The organism is Roseateles sp. P2_H4, assembly GCF_056403315.1.
The window spans coordinates 53,821-74,411 of the sequence record NZ_JBFUFR010000031.1 but is presented as its reverse complement, the minus strand read 5'-3'; the positions used below and the strand labels follow the sequence as shown (position 1 = coordinate 74,411).

Genomic DNA, 20,591 nt, shown 5'->3' with positions numbered 1-20,591 from the left:
TCCGGAGTTTTCGCCATGACTTCAACCTGGCACGGCCGCGCATTGCTGGCCCTGTCTACCTGCGTCTGCATTGCCGGCGCCCAGGCCGCCCCGCACGAGACGCTGAAACTCGACGCCCCCAAGCCCAATCTCGCGCCCACACCGCCAATGGGCTGGAACTCCTGGAACAAGTTCGCCTGCAATGTGTCGGAGCAGCTGATCCGCCAGCAGGCCGACGCCATGGTGGCCTCCGGCATGAAGGCGGCCGGCTACACCTACATCGTCATCGACGACTGCTGGCAGAAGAGCCGCGACGCCGACGGCAACATCCAGGCCGACCCCGAGCGCTTTCCCTCTGGCATGAAGGCCCTGGCCGACTATGTGCACAGCAAGGGCCTGAAGTTCGGGCTCTATTCCGACGCCGGCGCGCTGACCTGCGGTGGCCGCCCGGGCAGCGCCGGCCATGAGTTCCAGGACGCGCGCCAATACGCCAAATGGGGCGTGGACTGGCTGAAGTACGACTGGTGCTACACCGGCCCGCGCAACCCCGAGGCGGCCTACACCATCATGGCCAAGGCCCTGCGCGAATCGGGCCGTGACATCGTGCTGTCCATCTGCGAATGGGGCTCGAGCCAGCCCGGCCGCTGGGCCCACCCGATCGGTCACCTGTGGCGCACCACGGGCGACATCTGGGATGCCTGGAAGGGCAAGAAGGAGTGGTCGCACGGCCTGCTGGACATCATCGACATGAACGCCGATCTGTGGACCGATGCTGCCCCCAACGGCTGGAACGATCCCGACATGCTGGAGGTCGGCAACGGCGGCATGACGACGACGGAGTACGAGAGCCACTTCTCCATCTGGGCCATGCTTGCCGCGCCGCTGGTCGCAGGCAACGACATGGCGAAGATGGATGAGGCGACCAAGCGCATCCTGACCAATGCCGAGGTCATCAAGGTCGATCAGGACCCGCTGGGCCGCCAGGGCCGGCGCATCTGGCGCCAGGGCGACCTGGAGGTCTGGGTGCGCACGCTGGCCGGCGGCGACCGCGCGGCGGTGCTCTTCAATCGCAGCGAGAAGCCGGCCGACATCAAGGTCACGTGGGATCAGCTCGACCTTCCGCCCAGGCTCAAGGCCGAGGTGCACGATCTGTGGTCAGGCAAGAAGACCCGCGGCGTGTCAGGCGAGTTGGGTGGTCGCGTCGCGCCTCATGGCGTGCTGATGGTGCGCATCACCCCGGCGCCCTGAGCGTCTGCACCAGCATGCGCTGCAGGCTGTCCACGGCCTTGTTGCCCTTGGAGGCCTGGCTGCGGTAGACGGCCACCTCCATGGGCTCCAGCGGGCCCAGGCCCTGCTCGGCACCGAGCAACTGCAGATGTGCTGGCACACTGCATTGCGTCAGCACGGCCACTGCGATCCCGCTTTCGACGGCGGCAATCTGCCCCGCCAGATTGGAGCTGTTGTAGACGATCTTGTAGGGCCGCCCCTGCAGGGCCAGCGAGTTGATGGCGCTGCGTCGGCCCAGGCTGGCTTCCTCGTAGACGGCAATGGGCAGCGGGTCGCGGCGCCAGACCTCGAACTGCGGTGAGCCGACCCAGACCATGGGCTCGTGGAAGAGTAGCGTGCCGCGCCGTGCGTGGTCGCGCGAGACCAGCGCGAGGTCGAGATCGCCGCGCGCCACGCGCGGGATCAGCGAGGTCGACTGCTCGCAGTCCAGCTGGATCTCGACGCCGCCGTGCCGCGGCGCGAAGCGCTTGAGGGCCGGCGTCAGGTATTTGCTGGCGTAGTCGTCCGGCACGCCCAGCCGGATGAGGCCGGTGACCTCGTCCTCGCGCAGCGCCGCCTGGGCCTCGGCCTGCAGGTCGAGCATGCGCCGTGCATAGCCGAGCAGGGTCTGGCCCTCGTGGGTCAGCGCCAGCTGGCGTGCATCACGTTCGAGCAGCCGGTGGCCGACGGCCGCCTCCAGCTTCTTGAGCTGCATGCTGACGGCCGACTGGGAGCGGTGGATCTCGGCGGCGGCACTGGACAGCGAACCGGCGTCGACGGTGGCGACAAAGCACTTCAGCCAGTCGATCTGCAGGTCGCGCATGGATTCGTTAAGCGGATGGGTGCTTGCTGAATTATGCGCTTTTCGGATCTTCGAGCCGACGGCACATTGCCGTCATGAAGTACCTTTCCAGCCCCGCCGCCGCCGACATTTCCCCCGTTGCCGCGCGGGCGCCGCTCGCCATCACGGCCGGCCCACTCGATGCCCGCGCCGGCGGCCTGATGCTGTTGTTGTGCTTCCTCTGGGGCCTTCAGCAGGTGTCGCTGAAGGCCGTGGCGGAGCAGGCCAGCCCGATGCTGATGGTGGCCCTGCGGTCCGGCATTGCCTTGCTGCTGCTGGCCGCGCTGATGCGCCGGCGTGGTGAGGCGCTGGATCGCCGCCGCTGGGCGGCCGGCGCCGCGGCGGGCTCGCTGTTCGGCCTGGAATTCCTGTTGGTGTCCGTGGCGCTGCAGATGACGCAGGCGTCGCACGTCGTCGTCTTTCTCTACACCTCGCCGCTGTTCACCGCGCTGGGGCTGCACTGGCGGCTGCCGGCGGAGCGCCTGGACGGTCGGCGCTGGGCAGGCATCGCCCTGGCATTTGCCGGTATCGCCCTGGCCTTTCTGGACGGTGTGGCAAGGGATGGCAGTGCGTTGCTCGGTGACCTGCTGGCTGTGATGGCGGGCTTGGCCATGGGGGCCACGACTGTGACCATCCGCTGCACGCGGCTGGCCGAGGCGCCAGCGACAGAGACCTTGTTCTACCAATTGCTCGGTGCCCTGGTGCTGCTGTTGCCGAGCGCCTGGTTGACCGGGCAGTGGCGCTTCGAGCCGACGCTCACCGTCTGGGCCCATCTGGGTTTCCAGAGCCTGGTGGTGTCCTTCGCCAGCTTCCTGACCTGGTTCTGGCTGCTGCGGCGTTACCTGGCCTCGCGCCTGGGTGCCTTCACTTTTCTGACGCCGCTGTTCGGTGTGCTGCTGGGTGTGTGGCTGCTGGGTGAGGCATTGGCACCCAGCTTTGTCGCAGGCAGCCTGTTGGTGCTGGCCGGTATTGCTCTCGTCAGCAAAGCCTAGGTCGTCGCTGTTCCGGTCCGCCCTCCTGGGCGACTCTTTGTATTGAAAGCGGTGGTGGCCAGCTATCACAGGCCAAGTGCTAACGCCGCAACCAATTGAAAAGCATCCGTGAGATTTGGTGCCCTAGGGGGTGCCGCAAGCATTGGTAGTTTTTACTACTCGGGCTGCCATAGAGTTGCTCTCGCCTAACTGCGCAGTCTTGCGTGTAGGCCCTCAGGGAGAGACTGGAATGAAGATCAGCACGGTCATCGTGTCGCTATGGACGCTTGTGTGCGCGCCACCAGTGTTTGCGCTCAAGTGTCGGATAGGTGGTTGACAGACAGTGCTCCGATGCAAGGTCGGCTCAAGCGTGGGGACACGCACATCTGAGTGTGTGAAGTAAGACTTTATTGGGAGTTTCAATGAGAAGTTTGATAGTCAAAGCAGGCGCGGCGCTGGTCATTGGTTTCGGCGCAATTGCCGCCCATGCCGCTCAGGATTTTTACTACCTCGGGACGCTGTACGGTTCTGACGGCACCATCGCCACATACCGGACGCCCTTGACCGGTTCAATCTACAAACCCATGGTGGACGCGCAGCAAACCATGATGTCGCAGCTGCGTGCCTATCTGGTGCCGCAGCTGATGGCGCCGCTGTCCGGATTGCCGGGCTATCAAAACGGATCGGCAAGCGTCGATGGCCCGCTGTCGCTGACCTATAGCAGCGGGGACGTCACGTTTTCAGGCCTGCGGATCGTGATCAACGCGACGGCGAAGCAGTCTTATGCCGGCGTGACCGCCACCTGCAATATCAATCTTTCGCTGGATCCTGCAACGACAATTGTGGGACGACTGGACATCGTCTCGGGATTGCTGGTAGCCAAGGAAATCAAGAATTTCAAACTGAACCCCAGCTACTCCTGCCAGACGAATCTGGATTGGATTCCTTTTGTCAATACCTTGGTGGATGCTTTCATCTCCTACAAGATCGACGGATTGATCGCTGAAAAGATGCAGTTGGCACACAACGCGATCGCCAATCTCGATGAGTTGAAGCCCTTCACTTTCATGGGCTTGAACGCGATTCCGGATTCGGTGTTCGGAGCGCCCGGCCTGAACTTGGCCCAGCTCAAGAACAAGATCGCGGGCGGCTTCCAGAACCTGCCTGCCATGAGCGTCGACATCGGCGACCCGAAGCGACGCGTGTATGGCCCACAGGGCTACCCACATCAAGCCGGTTCTCACGACCTGATCATGTCCATTGCCATCGGCAATCTCCGATTCGAATTGGGAGAGCATCGGATCTACTACGACGAGATGTATTGCCCGCCGGAGGCCTCTGGCCGGTCCTGCTTCCCGTTCTGAGCGGCGCGACAAGCTCCTCCAGAGAAAAACGCCCTGGAGCAATCCAGGGCGTTTTGATTTTGGGGAGGCCGAAGCCTCCCCAGAGCTACGTTCAGAAGTCGTAGGACGCGCGCACGTAGTAGGTGCGGCCGATGGCGCTCGTGTAGCGCGGGTCGTAGCCGGCCTGGAAGACCTGCGTCTGGTAGCTCAGCGGCGGATCGCGGTCGGTCAGGTTGTGCACTCCCAGCGTCAGCGTCGCGCCCTTCAGCGGCTTCCAGGAGCCAAACGCATCCAGCGTGGCGTAGTTGCTCACGTGGTTGGTCGGGTCCGAATCGATGTAGCCAGACTTGTAGTGACCCGTCAGGCCAGCCGAGAAGGCATCCTTGGCCCAGATTGCCGTCAGCGTGTGCTGCCAACGGAACACCGGACCGGCGCCCGAATAGATGCCGACGTTCTGGTTCCACGGGCCGCCGGTGTAGTCCTGGTACTCATACTTGGCGACGTAGGTGGTGTTCAGGCCGAAAGTGAACGTACCGATTGCCGAGGGCAGGCGGTAGTTGGCCGTGATGTCCACGCCATTGGTGTTGGTGCCACCGAGGTTCTGCTGGCGCACGTCCACGTAGCCGCAATTCGTGCCCGGGCACTGGTTGCCGTTGGTCGACAGCTGGCCGGCGCCATTGCGATGGAAGTAAGGGCCGAAGAGGCCGTAGTTGGCGGGGTCGAACAGCGAGTCGTCACCGACCACGCCGATCTGGTTCTTCAGGCGCAGCCACCAGAAGTCCAGGCCCACGCTCAGGTCGGCCACCGGCTGGACGATGAGGCCCAACGTGGCGTTCTTGCTCTTCTCGGGCTGCAGCGTCAGGTTGCCGCCGTTCAGCACCATGAACTGGGCCTTGCAAACGGCCGGGCTGCCCGTGCCCGAGGGGCACAGCAACGGGTCGTTGACCGTGCCTGAGTTGGTGTACGTCTGGGCGGCGTTCAGCTCATACAGCGACGGTGCACGGAAGCCCGTGGAATAGGAGCCGCGCACCAGGACTTCCTTGCTGGGCTGGAAGCGGAAGCCGATCTTGGGGTTGGTCGTGTTGCCGAAGTCGTTGTACTTGTCGTAGCGGACCGCGGCCGTGATGTCCAGGGACTGCAGCAGCGGCACGTTCAACTCGGTGTACAGCGCGCTGACCTTGCGCGAGCCGGCGCTGTAGGTGGCCGGGTCAATGCCGGTCGAGTCGACGACGATGGTGGCGTAGGCCGGGTTCGCCTGTTGAACGAAGTTTTCCTTGCGGTACTCGGCGCCGACGGCGATGGCGGCCTGGCGGCCAGCCTTGAACCAGTCGCCGATCTCGCGGCTGGCGTGGGCGTCGACGTTCGTCGTCGTGCCCTTGGCAAACATGATCAGACCGGTCGCGCCGGCCTGGTCGAGCAGGGCCTGGCCGGCCGCGCTCTGCGCGCCAAAGGGGTTGATCACGCCGGTCAGCACGCCTTCATAGACCAGCGGGCCATTGGCATAGCCACTGATCAGCTTCTCGTCGACCTTGTTCTGGTTGCGGCTCACGCCCACGCCGTAGTCCCAGCCTGCAACTGTGCCGTCCAGCGACAGCGTGAAACGCTGCTGGGTGTTGGTGTTGCTGTCGCCGCGCTGGCCGTTGGGCATGTCGCGCCAGCGCGCGATGACGTAGCCGGGCTGGATCTGCGCGCCGCCGTCGGTCATCGTTTCACCCACCAGACCATCGTTGAAGGCCGGGTCCAGGGCGGGGTTGGTCGGGAAATAGGGATTGGGCGTGCCGTCCGGGCGCAGGCGGTTCATCGGCAGGAAGCCGAAGGGCACCGGTGCGATCAGGGTCTTCACGTTGCTGCGCGTGATGAAGTACTCCGCACCCAGCGTGTGGTCGTTGCCCAGCTTCACATCGCCCTTGACCATGCCGGATGCGCGTTCGCTCTTCGGGATGTAGTCCACGAAGTTGGACGTCGTCATGTAGCAGGACGTGCCGTCCCCGGCCGGGATGATGAACGTGCCGTTCTTGCAATCCGGCGCGGCGGGGTTGTACCAGACGTCCGGGTTCTGGTAGTAGTTGGCCGGCGAAGGCGAGCCGGAGATGCCGCCGTCATAGCGACGGTTGAACGAGCGCTGCGAGCCGGTGATGCGGTCCTGCTTCTGGAAGTCGACGAAGCCGAAAACGTTGTAGCCCTGGGCTTCCAGGTCGCCGAAGCCGAAACCGGCGTTGGCATTCTGCGATTTGCCACCGGCATGCTGGGGGATGTCCGTGCCCACCGTCACGGTGCCGCCCTGGTAGTCCTTGCGCGTGATGAAGTTGATGACGCCGCCGATGGCGTCCGTGCCATACAGCGCCGAAGCGCCGTCACGCAGCACCTCGATGCGCTCGATGGCCGCCATCGGGATCATGTTCAGGTCGGGCGCAGAGCCGTCGAAGGCGTTGTTCGCGATACGGCGGCCATTCAGCAGCACGAGCGTCTTGTTGGCGCCAACACCGCGCAGGTCGGCGAACGAAGCGCCACCCGTTGAGGAGCCCACGGCCTGGTTGGTGCCGGTGCTGGTCTGGCTGGCGGTCAGCGTGCTCAGGATCTGTTCGACGGTCGTCAGGCCTTGCTGCTTGATGTCCTTCATCTTGAACACCGTGATCGGCACCGCGGTCTCGGCATCAAGGCGCTTGATGGCCGAGCCGGTCACGGTTACGCGCTCGATCTGCTGCGGTTCGGCGGGGGCCTGTTGGGCCCAGGCACTGAAACCACCGACGGTCAACAGGACCGCGGCGGCGATTTTGGTTTGCTTATGCATCTCTGCTCCAGAAAAAACGTGGCAAGCGGGTGGCTTGCCATCGGATTCAGCCGATTGAAAGCGCCGGATCGGGCGCTGGCTGTCGGAGCAAATTTTCTGGCCTCGGGCAAACCCGAGGTGTCTAGGGAATCCCTGGGGGGTCGCGTAAATCTCTGTGCGAGGGTGCCGGTGGATTCGCTAATGCCTTGATGCAGAAAGGATTTCTGGCAATTCCAGGGGGGCTTGGCGGGCTTTTGGCTGATGCGTTTTACCAAATAGTAAAACTGCTTCACATTACTTATCGGCGGGGCAATGGTTGTAAGTAAGAAATCGAATCATTTATGGTTATTTTTGGATGATTCGGCTATTTATGGTTTTCCACTAGGCATAAATTGCCTGCAAACCGATGGTGAGCGCCGCTTAACCCTGGAAATTTGCAATCTCTAAATTGCAAAAATAGTTTGCGGTGTTTATCGAAAAATTGCCTGTCGCCAGCCTGTCCGGCGCGCGGGCAGCGGCGGGTCAGTGGCCCAGCCGGCGCGACAGCAGGGCGGCTGCCTTGCGCAATTGCGTGACCAGTGCACCGTCCAGCGCGGTGTCGAAGCCGGCGCTTGAGCCGATCGCCGTCAAGGCCAGCACCAGCCGCCCCGAAGCTTCGAAAACCGGCGCCGCCGCCGCGCTGACGCCGGCGACGACGCCGTCGCGCGAGGTCGCCAGGCCGTCTTTGCGGACGGCGTCGGTGACGCGGGCATCCGGCAGCGCTTCACCCAGCGCCGCGGCTTCTTCGGTGCGCCAGGCCGCGAACAAGCGCCCCGACGCCGTTCCGGCCAGGCTCATCACCGTGCCGTGGCGCATGCTGATGTGTACCGGGGCCGGCCCTTCGGCCACGCGCACGATGGTCGGCCCGCGCGTGCCCCACACGGCGATGGCCACGGTGTGGCCCAGTTGCAGCGCCAGCTCCTCGATGACCGGCGTGGCCAGCCGCACAGGGTCGTACTGCTGCAGGCTGATGAGACCGAGCTGCAAGGCCAGCGGGCCCAGTGCATAGGGCCCGCTGCCGCCGTCCTGCTCGACGAGGCCCAGCTTGATGAAGCTGACCAGATAGGGGTGGGCCTTCGCCGGGGTCATGCCGGCTTCCCGCGCCAGATCCTTCAGCGCCATCGGCCGGCCCTGGTGGGCCAGGGCCAGCAGCAGCTGACCGCCGACTTCGATGCTTTGGATGCCTCGCGGGGCCTTGGGCTCAACCATGCGGAAAATTCTATATTGGTGAATTGATTTGGAATAGGCTAAATTTCGGCTTCGACGCTGGAGACCCGCATGACGACGAAAAAAGCCTTTGCCTCGCAAGCCGACCTGGAAGAGAAGCAGGTCACCTTCGAGCGCCTGTCGGCGCACGCCTGGGCCTACACCGCCGAGGGGGATCCGAACACCGGCATCGTCATCGGGCGCGACGCGGCCATGGTGATCGACACCCAGGCCACGCCCGTCATGGCGGCCGACGTGATCCGCCGCATCCGCGAGGTGTCGGCTGTGCCCATCAAATACGTGCTGCTGAGCCACTACCACGCGGTGCGCGTGCTCGGCGCGTCGGCCTTCAAGGCCGAGGGCCTGGAGCAGGTCATCGCCAGCGATGCGACGCTGGCCCTGATCAAGGAACGCGGCGAGCAGGACAAAGCCAGCGAGATCGGCCGCTTCCCGCGCCTGTTTCGCAATGTCGAGTCCGTGCCTGCAGGGCTGACGTGGCCGACGCTGACGTTCTCGGGCCGGCTGACGCTGGACCTGGGCGGCGTGAAGGTCGAGATGTTCTCGCCCGGACGCGGCCACACGGCCGGCGACACCGTGGCCTGGTTGCCCGAGGAGAAGGTGCTGTTCAGCGGCGACCTGGTCGAGTTCGACGCGACGCCCTACTGCGGCGACGCGCATTTCGCCGACTGGCCCGCGACGCTGGACGCCGTTGCGGCGCTGAACGCTGCTGCTCTCGTGCCCGGCCGCGGCCCGGCGCTGAAGGGCGCCGAGCAGGTGGCAGCCGGCCTGGACGGCACGCGCGCCTTCGTCAGCGAGCTGTACGCCGCCGTGCAAGCCGGCGTGAAGGCGGGCGAAGAACTGAAGGCCGTCTACCAGCGCACGATGGCGGCGCTGCGGCCCAAGTACGGCCATTGGGTCATCTTCGATCACTGCATGCCTTTCGACGTGACGCGCGCTTATGACGAGGCCGGCGGCACTTCGCATCCGCGTATCTGGACAGCAGAACGTGACGTGGAGATGTGGAAGTCGTTGGAAGGGGCCTGATGGACCTGCCGCGCTACCCGTATCACCAGTCGCTGGAGCAGCGCTCCGGCCAGCCGCAGCGTCGGCCCGTCGTCATCGTCGGCGCCGGTCCGGTGGGCCTGACGCTGGCGCTGGACCTGGCGCGCCGCGACGTGCCCGTCGTCGTCATCGATGACAGCGACCGCATCGGCGAGGGCTCGCGCGCGGTCTGCTGGGCCAAGAAGACGCTGGAGGTGTTCGACCGTCTCGGTGTCGGCGAAGCGGTCGCGCGCGAGGGCGTGCGCTGGCAGCGTGGCCGGGTCTTTCACGGCGAGCGCGAGGCCTATGCCTTCGACCTGCTGCCCGAGGCGCATCACAAGATGCCGGCGATGGTGAACTTGCAGCAGGACCAGGTGGAGGCACGACTGATACGCGCCGTGCAACTTGATCAGCGCATCGAGCTGCGTGGCAGGCATGAGCTGATCGGCCTGGAGCAGGACGACGAYGGCGTGACGCTGAATGTGCGCACGCCCGATGGCCTGTTCGACATGCGCGCCGACTGGGTCGCCGCCTGCGACGGCGCGCGCAGCCCAACGCGCACCTTGCTGGGCCTGAGTTTCCAGGGCCAGGTCTTCGAGGACCGCTTCCTGATCGCCGATGTGCGACTGGGCGCGGGCGTGCGTCCGCGCGGGCTGGATCCCGCCAGACCCGAGCGCTGGTTCTGGTTCGACCCGCCTTTCCACCGCGGCCAGTCCGTGCTGCTGCATGCGCAGGCGGACGGCTTGTGGCGCATCGACTTCCAGCTGGGCCGCGATGCCGATGTCGAGGCCGAGCGCGACCCTGAGCGCATCAAGGAACGCGTCGCGGCCATGCTGGGCACGCAGGGCTTCGAGCTCGCCTGGTCGTCCATCTACCAGTTCTGCTGCCGGCGCGCCGAGCGCTTGCGTGTCGGGCGCGTGCTGCTGGCCGGGGACACCGCTCACCAGGTCTCGCCCTTTGGCGCACGGGGTGCCAACAGCGGCGTGCAGGATGCCGACAACCTCGGCTGGAAGCTGGCCGCCGTCGTGAAGGGGGAGGGCAGCGAGGTGCTGCTGGACTCCTATGAGTTCGAGCGCATCGAGGCCGCCGACGACAACATCGGCCACTCGACGCGGGCGACCGACTTCATCAGTCCCAAGAGCAGCCTGAGCCAGCGCCTGCGCAAGGCCGCACTCGACCTCGCCGCGCGCACCGACTTCGCCAAACCCCTGGTCAACAGCGGGCGCCTGTCCACGCCGACCGAGCATGTCGATTCGCCGTTGAGCACGCTGGACACGGAGGCCTGGACGGGCGGTCCCGCGCCCGGCTGCCCGGCGCCGGACGCGCCACTGGATGGCGGTGGCTGGCTCGGCGAGCAGTTCGGCGCCGGCTTTGTGCTGCTGGCCTTCGGCTGGCCGGTGGAGGCGCCCGATCTGCGCGTCATCGGCTTGCCCGGCGAGGGCCTGGCGGCGACGCGCTACGGCGCACGTCCGGGCAGCGTCGTGCTGATCCGCCCCGACGCGGTCGTCGCCGCGCGCTGGCATCGCTTCGACGCCGATGCGGTGCGCTCAGCGCTGGCTCGTGCCCATGGGAGAGCGTCATGAATAAATTGAACCTGACCCCAAATTTCGGCCGCGAGGCGGACGCCTTCTACGCCGAACTCATCGCCGCCCAGGCCGCCCTGAGCGACGAACAGGCCGCCGACTGGCTGGCGCGGCTGACCCTGATCCTGTGCAACCACATCGGCGACCGCGAAGTGCTGAGACAAGCCTTCGCACTTGCCCATCACGAACACCATGACTGAACTGACCTATCTGACTGGTTTCGGCAACCAGCACAGCAGCGAGGCCCATCCCGGCGCGTTGCCGATCGGCCGCAACAGCCCGCAGAAGGCGCCTCACGGCCTCTATGCCGAGCTGCTGTCCGGCAGCGCCTTCACGGCGCCGCGCGCCGACAACCATCGCACCTGGATGTACCGCCGCCGGCCGTCGGTCGTCGTCGGTGGCTATGAGCCGCTGGCACATGCGCTGTGGAAGAGCGGTGCCGCGGAAGGCGAGTGCGCCTCGCCCGACCCACTGCGCTGGGGGCCGACGCCGCTGCAGGGCGATGGCGATTTCGTCGACGGCCTGCGCAGCTATGCCGTCAATGGCGAGACCGGCATCGGTGGCATGGGCGCACTGGCCTATGTCGCGACGCGTGCCATGGGCCGCCGCGCCCTCGTGAACGCCGACGCCGAGATGCTGCTGGTGCCGCAGCAGGGCCGCCTGCTCGTGACGACGGAGCTCGGCCGCCTCGTGGTGGCCCCCGGCTTCATCGCGCTGCTGCCGCGCGGCATGGCCTTCAAGGTCGACCCGCTCGACGTGCCCGCGCGTGGCTATGTCTGCGAGAACCACGGCGCGGCCTTCCGCCTGCCCGAGCTGGGCCCCATCGGCTCCAACGGCCTGGCCAACGCGCGCGACTTCGAGGCGCCGGTGGCCTGGCATGAGCAAGAGGAGGGCGAGTACGAGATCGTGAAACGCTATGGCGGCAAGCTGTGGCGCGCGAAGCAGGCGCACAGCCCCTTCAACGTCGTCGCCTGGCACGGCAACCTGGTGCCCTACCGCTGGGACACGGCGCGCTTCATGACGATCAACACCGTCAGCTTCGACCACCCCGACCCCAGCATCTTCACGGTGCTGACCAGCCCCAGCGACACGCCCGGCTGGGCCAACGTCGACTTCGTCATCTTCCCGCCGCGCTGGATGGTGGCCGAGGACACCTTCCGTCCGCCCTGGTATCACCGCAATGTGATGAGCGAGTTCATGGGCCTGGTGCTGGGCCAGTACGACGCCAAGCCCGAGGGCTTCAAGCCCGGCGGCGCCAGCCTGCACAACAGCTATGTGCCCCATGGCCCCGACACCGAGGCCTTCGACAAGGCCAGCGGTGCCGACTTGAAGCCGCACAAGCTGGACGCCACACTGGCCTTCATGTTCGAGACGCGCTGGCCCCTCAAGCCCACCGCCTGGGCGCTGAAGGATGCACCGCTGGAGACGACCTACGCCAACTGCTGGCAAGGCCTGAAAGACGAATTCAAAGCATGAGCATGATTGACCACACCCATGACGCCGCGGCCCTCTCCTGGGTCGCTTCGGCCAACTCGCCCGAAACCGATTTCCCGTTGCAGAACCTGCCCTTCTGCAGCTTCCGCCGCGCCGGCTCGCTGGAGCCCTGGCGTGTCGGCGTCGGCATCGGCGACCAGATCCTGGACCTGAGCGCCTGGGGCATCACCGACCTGAACGCGCTGATGGGCCGCCCGAGTGCCGAGCGCCTGGCATTGCGCCATCGCCTCTTCGACACGCTCAAGGCCGGCGCGCCCCAGGTCGACCTGGTGCCGCAGGCCCAGGCCGAATACACGCTGCCCTGCCGCATCGGCGACTACACCGACTTCTACACCGGCATCCACCACGCCCGCGCCATTGGCAAGCTGTTCCGCCCGGACAACCCGCTGCTGCCCAACTACCAGTGGGTGCCGATCGGCTATCACGGCCGCTCCTCGTCCATCGTCGTCAGCGGCACGCCGCTGCGCCGCCCCAGGGGCCAGGTCAAGCCGCCGGACGCCGAGGTGCCGGTGTTCAAGCCCAGCGCCCGCGTCGATTGCGAGCTCGAGTTGGGCCTCTTCGTCGGCCCGGGCAATGCGCTGGGCGAGCCCTTCGGCATCGACGAGGCCGACGAGCACGCCTTCGGCCTCACGCTGCTGAACGACTGGTCGGCCCGCGATATCCAGCCCTGGGAATACCAGCCGCTCGGGCCCTTCCTGGCCAAGAACTTCGGCACGACCATCTCGCCGTGGATCGTCACGATGGAAGCGCTGGAGCCCTTCCGCATTCCGTTCACACGGCCTGCAGAAGACCCCCAGCCGCTGCCCTATCTCGACTCGCCGGCCCACCGCGCCAACGCGAGTTTCGACATCGAGATGGAGGTCTGGTTCAAGACGCCGACGATGAGCGAGCCGACGCGGCTGTCGCGCTCCAACCTGCGCCATGCCTACTGGTCGCTCGCTCAGATGCTGACCCACCACGCCAGCAATGGCTGCAATCTGCAGCCGGGCGATTTGCTGGGTACCGGCACCATCAGCGGCCCCGCGCCTGAGGAGGCCGGCTCCCTGCTGGAGCTGACCGGCGGTGGCAAGCAGCCGATCACGCTGCCGAACGGTGAACAGCGCACGTTCGTCCTCGATGGCGACACTCTCGGCCTGCGCGCCTTTGCGGAGAAACCCGGATTCCGGCGCATCGGTTTCGGGGCCTGCGACGGGCAAATCACCCCCGCGACCTGACCCAGCATTGCGCCAACGTAACGTCGGCGCAATGAAGTCCAACAAAGCGCAACGCCTTGCTCCAGGCGTGAGCGCCGCCGCTAGATTGCGGGCACTGGCCAGGGTCTGACGACAAGAGACAACGCAGCTCTGGCCTTCTGAGTTGAGCCTTGCCCGTCGGCACACCCGCCGCGGGGACGGCTACTTGTTGTCCAACAGAACTCGTTGCCCAGGAGCACCTACGTGGCCAAGCCTCACTTCAAGCCCCTTCCCCTTCTTTTGCCCCGCCTCATCGGCCTCGCACTCGGCGCCACCGCACTCGGCGCCATGGCCCAGGAGGCCGCCCAGCAACTCGACACCGTGGAGATCCGCGGCGTGCGGGCGACGCTGAAGAAGAACCTGGCGGAGAAGCGCGAGTCGCAAAACATCGTCGACTCCATCAGCGCCGAGGACGTGGGCAAGTTCCCCGACAAGAACGTGGCCGACTCACTGCAGCGCGTACCCGGCATCTCGGTGGACCGCATCTGGGGCGAAGGCAAGGCCATCTTCGTGCGCGGCACGGACAAGAACCTCAACATGACGCAGCTCAACGGCCAGTCCGTTGCGTCATCGGAGTGGTGGCTCAACGAGCCGCAGACGCGCAGCTTCAACTACGACGTGCTGCCCTCCGAGATCGTCGGCAGCCTGGACGTGTTCAAGAGCCCGTCGGCCGACCTGGACGAAGGCAGCATCGGTGGCCTCGTCATCGTCAAGACGCGCAAGCCCCTGGCCTTCAAGGACCAGCTGACGCTGCAGGCCTCGGCCGAGGCCATGTACAGCAAGCTGCCCGGCAAGACCGACCCGCAGGTCTCGGGCCTGTTGAACTGGAAGAGCGACGACAAGACCTTCGGCGTGCTGCTGGCCATCAGCAGCCAGAAGCGCCACATGCGCCGCGACGGCCTGGAGCAGTTCTCCGACGGCAAATACGACGTCAAGGACCAGAACGGCGTCGTCACCAACGCCTATGCCTCCTGGGGTGGGGGTTCGGCCATCTTCCGCCAGGAGCGCGAGCGCACCACCACCAACCTCGCCCTGCAGTTCCAGCCCAACCCTGCCACCGATCTCGTGCTGAATCTGATGGATTCGGACATGAAGATGAACAACAACAACCAGAACTACCTCTGGCAGGCCGGCGGCCTGGCGGTGGGTGGTGTCATCAGCGCCGTCGACCCGAAGTTCATCACGGTCAGCGACGGCAGCAAGGCCCTGGTCGGCGGCACCTTCGGCCCCAAGACCGGCGTGTCCTTCGAGCCCATCTACCGCGAGAGCTACATCAAGTCCCGCGTGGCGGACCTCGACGGCAGCTACCAGGGCGGCAACTGGCGCCTGCATGGCCAAGTGGGCACGACCAACAGCTCGGGTGGCAGCTCGCATGACCGCCATTTCTGGATGGAAGGCGACACGCGCACGACCATCACGCTGGGCCCCGATCACTACGGTGTGAAGTACCTGGACATCAGCCCTCTGGACCCCAAGGCGCTGACGCTGAAGGCCGGCGACGACCGCATCCGCCGCATGGAAGCCAAGGAGAACTACGCCCAGGGCGATGTGACCTTCGACCTCGACGGCGGCGTCATCAACGCCGTCAAGCTCGGCGTCAAGCTGCGCGACAACACGCTGAAGAACTCCCGCATCCAGGGCACGGCAGGTCCCGGTTCCAACGGCTGGCAGTCCTTCAGCCTGTCGGACCTGTCCTCCGGCCCGTCGCCACTGCTGAGCCAGCAGGCCGCCACGTCGGACGCGCTGACGCAGTACGCCTGGTACGACGACGGTCTCGTCGCCAGCAAGGGCATCCCGATGTTCGACAAGGCGATGACCTACAAGGACGTGCTCAACGAGAACTACAAGATCCACGAGCGCATCTCGGCCCTCTACGCCAAGGCCGACTTCTCGGTGGCCAAGTTCCGCGGCGACTTCGGCCTGCGCTTCGTGCGCACGCAGCAGACCTCGGACGGCTATCTGGGCAACGCCAGTGGCGGCTTCTCGCCCACCAGCGTCGGCAACAACTACACCGATGCGCTGCCCAGCCTGAACGTGGTCTACGACCTCAGCAAGGAGCTCATCCTGCGCGGCTCGGTCTCGCGCGCCATGGCCCGCCAGACCTTCGACCTGCTCAGCCCCGGCATGCGCCGCGACGGCACCGTGCTGTCCAAGGGCTATGCCGGCAACCCGATGTTGAAGCCGGTGCATGCCAACCAGGCCGAGATCGGCGCCGAGTGGTACTACGCCGACGCGGCCCTGATCTCGGGCACCTTCTTCATCAAGAAGCTCGACACCTTCACCTACAAGGCCTCCAAGTCCGAGCAGGTGGGCAGCGAGACCCTGACCATCGAACGCCCCTACAACGCCGACAACGGCGCCGACATCAAGGGCTTCGAGCTGCAGTGGCAACAGCCCTTCGGCAACACCGGCTTCGGCACCGTCGTCAACTACACCTTCACCGACGCCAAGGCCGGCGCCGTGGCCGGCCAGCCGCGCCTGAAGGTGCTGGGCAACTCGCGTGATCAGTTCAACTTCAGCGGCTACTACGAGCAGGGTCCCGTCATGCTGCGCGTCTCGTACAACTTCCGCTCCAAGAGCTATGGCAACGTCGAGATGGGCGGCCAGGTCGTCAACAGCGCCTACGGCCAGTGGGATGCCTCGGCCAGCTGGGATGTGACGAAGCAGATCGCGCTGTACGCCAGCGCCGTCAACATCAACAACGAAGTGATCAAGTCCAACACGGTGGACGGCATCCCGGTCGGCGTCTATGAGAACGGTGCCCGCTACAGCATCGGTGTCCGCGCGAAGTTCTAAGTAAGGTCCTGATAGCCGAGACCCCGGCAGCGGTGTACACCACCGCTGCCGGCCCTTGCTTCACGCCCATCGTCCATGCAAACCAAAACCCTCACACCCACGGCAGGCCAGGGCGTGCTGCTGCCCATGCTCTTCATCGGGCTGATGTTCTTCATCCTCGGCTTCGTGACGTGGCTGAACGGCTCGCTGATCCCCTTCCTGAAGATCGTCTGCGAGCTGAACAACTTCCAGGCGCTGTGGGTGGCCTTCGCCTTCTACATCGCCTACACGGTGATGGCCCTGCCGTCGGCGGCCATCCTCGCGCGCATCGGCTACAAGAACGGCATGACGGCCGGCCTGGGCCTCATGGCCATTGGTGCGCTGTGCTTCATTCCAGCGGCCAAGTCCGGCCTCTACCCGGTATTCCTGCTGGCCCTGTTCACGCTGGCCAGCGGCATGACGCTGATGCAGACGGCCATCAACCCTTACATCGTCTGCATCGGCCCGCGCGAGAGCGCCGCCATGCGCATCTCCATCATGGGCCTGTTCAACAAGGGTGCCGGCATCGTCGTTCCGCTGGTGTTCTCGGCGCTGATCCTGTCGGGCATGGAGCGCTTCTCCGAATCGGCGCTGGCTGCTCTGGATGCCGCCGGCCGTGAGGCGCTGCGCAACGAGCTGTCGCAGCGCCTGGTCTTCCCCTACGCGGTGATGGCCGTGGGCCTGGTCATCTTCATGGCGCTGATCCATTTCTCGTCGCTGCGCGAGCCGGAGCTGGAGGCGGCGGGCGAAGCTTCAGGCACGGTCAAGCGCTGGGGCGTGTTCCAGCACCCGCAGGTCGTGCTCGGCGCGATCGCGCTGTTCGGCTATGTCGGTGTCGAGGTCATCGCCGGCGACACCATCGGCCTGTACGGCCGCCAGCTCGGCGTGGCGCACTACGGCGTGCTGACGTCCTACACCATGGGCTTCATGGTGCTGGGCTATCTGCTCGGCGTGGCGCTGATCCCGCGCTGGTTGTCGCAGCGCGCGGCCTTGATCTTCTCGGCGGTCAGCGGTATCGCCTTCGTGCTCGGCGTCGCCATGTCGTCGCCAACCGAGTCGGGCATTTCGCAGGCTCTGCTCGGCTGGGCTGGCGTGCCGGCTGTGCCCGACACGGTGTTCTTCCTCGCCATGCTGGGCCTGTCCAACGCGCTGGTGTGGCCGTCCATCTGGCCGCTGGCGCTCGAAGGCCTGGGCAAGTACACGGCGGCGGGCTCGGCCCTGCTCATCATGGGCATCGCCGGTGGCGCGCTCATCCCCATGCTGTACGGCCACTTTGCCGACGTGTGGACGCCGCAGAGCGGCTACTGGGTCATGCTGCCTTGGTATGCGCTGATCCTGGTCTACGCGCTGTTCGGCAGCCGACTCAGGCGCTGGTGAGCGGTGTTTGGGCGTCTCGCTTGACGCTGGAATACCCCCGGCGAGGCTCTGTCGGCCGCTGACAGAATCGGCGAGTCGCACTCAATGCACGGAGTTGCCGTCATGACTTGCCGAACCCTGCGCCTTCTTGCTTCGGCGCTTCTCGCTGTCCTGTGCATCGGTGCGGCCCGACCCGGCCTGGCCCAGGCCGCGGGTGCCGCCACCTGGCGTGCTCAGGTCGTCGAGATCATCGATCGCAAGGGCTTCGAGAAGCCCTTGACCGCCATGACCATCATGGTGCCGGCCGGCTGGCGCGCGCAGGGCGAGATTCAATGGCGTGGACTGTCCTGCGGACGTCTCTACCAACCCACGTTGCAGGCGCGCGCGCCGGATGGCCGCAGCGCCATCGAATTGACTCCCGGCGAGGCCTGGATCGGCAGCGGGCCCAATCCCTCAGTGCCGTGCCTGCGTGCGTCGTTCGCCAATACCGAAAGCTATCTGAAAGCCTGGGTAGGCAGACACCGGCCCGGCGCGCAGTGGCTCGACTACCGCATCCGGCCCGAACGCGGCCGGCCGCCCACGGACATGCCGTTCCCGGGCGGCGGCGGCACGCGCAGCTGGGCCGAAGTTGGCCAGGCGCTGATCGGCTATGAGCAGGGCGGCCAGGCGATACGCGAATCGCTTGCGGTCGCGATTTCGTTCAGCGTCACGCGGATGGCCCTGCCCGGCATGGCGCCGATACAGACGTCGCAGGGCGAATCGTTCGGCGTGCTCAGCTGGCGTGCGCCCGACGGCCAGCTCGATTTCCGCCAGTTCGATGCGATGTGGCAGACGCTGCGTAGCGACGCGGGCTGGCAGGCCCGCATCGACCAGGGAACGGAAGCCACCAACCAGGCCATCGCGCGCGACAACGCGATCACCGCCGGCAAGATCGCGGCGATCAATGCCGAGACCTCGCGCCAGACGCTGGCGGCGATCAAGCAGCGCGGCGAGATCGCCCGCCAGTCGCGCGAGGAGGTGGCCGCCATCAACAACGGCGTGGTGCGCGACCGTGCCGCCAGCATCGACCGCACCCACATCGCCAACGTGCGCAGCGTGCGCGAGGTCGAGCTGTACCGCGGAAGCAGCGTCGGCGGCAACGGCACGGTCGAGCTGCCGAACCACTACCAGCATGCCTGGCGGTTGCGCGACGGCACCTACGTCATGACCGACAGCCCGAACTTCGACCCCAATCGTGAGCTCGGCGTGCCCGGCGAGCAATTGCAGCGCACCCGATGAGGCAGGCCACGATGAGATTTCCTCTGCAAGCGCTTTGCCACTGCGTGCTGTTTGCGCTGGCGTCGCTCGCCGGCACGGCCGCGTCGGCGCAGAACAGCTTCGGCAGCGCCACGCCGCCGCCACCTCAGCCTTCGCCGAACAGGGTCGATCCTCGGCGCGCCGCCCCGGCCGCCGAAGGCCAGGCGGGCCTGCCGCGCACCGACCCGCAACGCCTGGCCCAGCTCGAAGGCAAGGAGCGCGCAGATCACGGCGTGCCGGCCAGCACTGCGTTGCACAGCGGCGCGATGCACGGCGCGACACCAGCTTCGATCCCGGGCGGTCAGGTTGTGACCACGCGCCAGCTCGTCGCCACTCTCGACGCTCGGCGCGAGGGCGGTGCGAATGCCCTGCCGCCGCTGCTGTTGTTCGACGTGCTGGGCGGCGTCGAACGCCTGCCCGGCGCGCTCAATGCCGTGCCTGCGCACCAGGCCGGCAGCTTCGACGACCATGTGCAGCGTGAGTTCGGCGCCTATCTCAAGCAAGTGACGCAGGGACGTCAGGACCTGCCGCTGGTGTTCTATTGCGCGAGCACGATGTGCTGGATGTCGTACAACGCGGCGCTGCGCGCGATCCGCATGGGCTACCAGAAGGTCGGCTGGTACCGTGGCGGCGTCGAGGCCTGGAAGGAGGCCGGACTGCCGATCGAGCGCGCCGGCGCGCCGGGCCAGCGGCCCGGCAACTGAGCGGGGCCGCGACCGGTGTCGCGTCCTTACACTGAACTGCGTCGTCCGCCCATTTCCGTTGGTGCAGCAACGGGCTTCCGACCCGTTGGGCGCGCCCCTCCAATGCTGTCGCCGTCCAGCTTCACTACTACCAAGGAACGACCATGACCAGTCCGATGTATACCTTCGCCGTTCCCGTCTTCAAGCAAATGCTGCTGGCGCTCAAAGCCGAACTGGCGCAGGCCAGTACGCACGCCTCGGCCCATTCGATTGAGCCCGACGCCTTGTTGCAGGCTCGCCTGTATCCGGACATGTTTGCGTTGGCCAAGCAGGTGCAGATCGCAGCCGACTTTGCGCGCGGCGTATCGGCACGCCTGGCGGGTATCGAGGTCCCCACCCAGGAGGGACAAGAGAAGAGCTTCGCTGATCTTGACGTGCTGTTGGCCCAGACAGTGAGCTTTCTGGATGGCCTGAGCGCATCGCAGTTCGAAGGCAGCGAAAGCAGAGAGATCATTCTGCGTCCCGGTACACCCAAGGAGAAGCGGCTGATCGGTCAAAGCTATCTGGCCAACTACGGCCTGCCGCAGTTCTTCTTTCATGTCACCACTGCCTATGCCATCCTGCGCCACAACGGGATCGCCATCGGCAAGCGTGACTACATGGGCGTGTATTGACCG

16 protein-coding genes are annotated in these 20,591 nt (G+C 65.9%); 13 read left to right on the top strand and 3 right to left on the bottom strand.

Features of this window, described 5'->3' with window-relative positions; all coding sequences use genetic code 11:
• Positions 1 to 15 precede the first annotated feature (15 nt).
• Positions 16 to 1,227, top strand: coding sequence for a glycoside hydrolase family 27 protein (locus AC1DW3_RS21815; protein ID WP_477934800.1), 1,212 nt, complete (start codon positions 16 to 18; stop codon positions 1,225 to 1,227).
• Here the strand turns inward: AC1DW3_RS21815 and AC1DW3_RS21810 are convergent.
• Positions 1,211 to 2,068 carry a LysR family transcriptional regulator gene (locus tag AC1DW3_RS21810; protein ID WP_477934798.1) on the bottom strand — a complete coding sequence of 286 codons (858 nt, stop codon included), beginning with the start codon at positions 2,066 to 2,068 and terminating at the stop codon, positions 1,211 to 1,213. The two genes, AC1DW3_RS21815 and AC1DW3_RS21810, sit on opposite strands and share 17 nt — an antisense overlap.
• 179 nt (positions 2,069 to 2,247) lie before the next feature.
• Between AC1DW3_RS21810 and AC1DW3_RS21805 the strand changes: the two genes are divergently transcribed.
• On the top strand, positions 2,248 to 3,078 hold the full coding sequence (locus AC1DW3_RS21805; protein ID WP_477934823.1) for a DMT family transporter: 831 nt from the start codon (positions 2,248 to 2,250) through the stop codon (positions 3,076 to 3,078).
• A 401-nt stretch (positions 3,079 to 3,479) separates the two neighbouring features.
• Positions 3,480 to 4,421 (top strand): hypothetical protein, encoded by a 942-nt coding sequence (locus tag AC1DW3_RS21800; protein ID WP_477934796.1) that lies wholly within the window; start codon positions 3,480 to 3,482, stop codon positions 4,419 to 4,421.
• Positions 4,422 to 4,512: 91 nt separating this feature from the next.
• Here the strand turns inward: AC1DW3_RS21800 and AC1DW3_RS21795 are convergent, their stop codons facing one another.
• Together AC1DW3_RS21795 and AC1DW3_RS21790 are read right to left on the bottom strand one after the other, a co-directional pair.
• Positions 4,513 to 7,191 (bottom strand): TonB-dependent receptor, encoded by a 2,679-nt coding sequence (locus tag AC1DW3_RS21795; protein WP_477934795.1) that lies wholly within the window; start codon positions 7,189 to 7,191, stop codon positions 4,513 to 4,515.
• A 501-nt stretch (positions 7,192 to 7,692) separates the two neighbouring features.
• On the bottom strand, positions 7,693 to 8,418 hold the full coding sequence (locus tag AC1DW3_RS21790) for an IclR family transcriptional regulator (protein ID WP_477934793.1): 726 nt from the start codon (positions 8,416 to 8,418) through the stop codon (positions 7,693 to 7,695).
• Between the two features lie 69 nt (positions 8,419 to 8,487).
• Here AC1DW3_RS21790 and AC1DW3_RS21785 point away from each other — a divergent pair, with 69 nt between their 5' ends.
• The 10 genes from AC1DW3_RS21785 to AC1DW3_RS21740 all read left to right on the top strand — a co-directional run bounded on the left by AC1DW3_RS21785 (position 8,488) and on the right by AC1DW3_RS21740 (position 20,588).
• A complete protein-coding gene (locus AC1DW3_RS21785; protein ID WP_477934791.1) occupies positions 8,488 to 9,459 on the top strand; it encodes an MBL fold metallo-hydrolase in 972 nt (323 codons plus the stop codon).
• Positions 9,459 to 11,039 carry an FAD-dependent oxidoreductase gene (locus AC1DW3_RS21780; RefSeq protein WP_477934789.1) on the top strand — a complete coding sequence of 527 codons (1,581 nt, stop codon included), beginning with the start codon at positions 9,459 to 9,461 and terminating at the stop codon, positions 11,037 to 11,039. Before AC1DW3_RS21785 ends, AC1DW3_RS21780 begins: the two co-directional genes overlap by 1 nt.
• Positions 11,036 to 11,239 carry a DUF2783 domain-containing protein gene (locus AC1DW3_RS21775; RefSeq protein ID WP_477934787.1) on the top strand — a complete coding sequence of 68 codons (204 nt, stop codon included), beginning with the start codon at positions 11,036 to 11,038 and terminating at the stop codon, positions 11,237 to 11,239. The genes AC1DW3_RS21780 and AC1DW3_RS21775 overlap by 4 nt, the downstream gene beginning before the upstream one ends.
• A complete protein-coding gene (gene hmgA / locus AC1DW3_RS21770) occupies positions 11,232 to 12,515 on the top strand; it encodes a homogentisate 1,2-dioxygenase (protein ID WP_477934785.1) in 1,284 nt (427 codons plus the stop codon). Before AC1DW3_RS21775 ends, hmgA begins: the two co-directional genes overlap by 8 nt.
• Positions 12,512 to 13,747, top strand: a complete 1,236-nt coding sequence (gene fahA / locus AC1DW3_RS21765; RefSeq protein WP_477934783.1) for a fumarylacetoacetase — start codon at positions 12,512 to 12,514, stop codon at positions 13,745 to 13,747. The genes hmgA and fahA overlap by 4 nt, the downstream gene beginning before the upstream one ends.
• A 222-nt stretch (positions 13,748 to 13,969) precedes the next feature.
• Complete coding sequence (locus AC1DW3_RS21760) at positions 13,970 to 16,561, top strand: TonB-dependent receptor (protein WP_477934781.1); 2,592 nt, start codon at positions 13,970 to 13,972, stop codon at positions 16,559 to 16,561.
• 75 nt (positions 16,562 to 16,636) lie between these two features.
• Complete coding sequence (locus AC1DW3_RS21755) at positions 16,637 to 17,956, top strand: sugar MFS transporter (protein ID WP_477934779.1); 1,320 nt, start codon at positions 16,637 to 16,639, stop codon at positions 17,954 to 17,956.
• 255 nt (positions 17,957 to 18,211) lie between these two features.
• Entirely contained in the window at positions 18,212 to 19,213 is a 1,002-nt protein-coding gene (locus AC1DW3_RS21750; RefSeq protein ID WP_477934777.1) for a hypothetical protein, read from the top strand.
• 11 nt (positions 19,214 to 19,224) lie between these two features.
• On the top strand, positions 19,225 to 19,935 hold the full coding sequence (locus AC1DW3_RS21745; RefSeq protein WP_477934775.1) for a rhodanese-like domain-containing protein: 711 nt from the start codon (positions 19,225 to 19,227) through the stop codon (positions 19,933 to 19,935).
• Positions 19,936 to 20,078: 143 nt separating this feature from the next.
• Positions 20,079 to 20,588, top strand: coding sequence for a DUF1993 domain-containing protein (locus AC1DW3_RS21740; protein ID WP_477934773.1), 510 nt, complete (start codon positions 20,079 to 20,081; stop codon positions 20,586 to 20,588).
• The last annotated feature ends 3 nt before the right edge of the window (positions 20,589 to 20,591 follow it).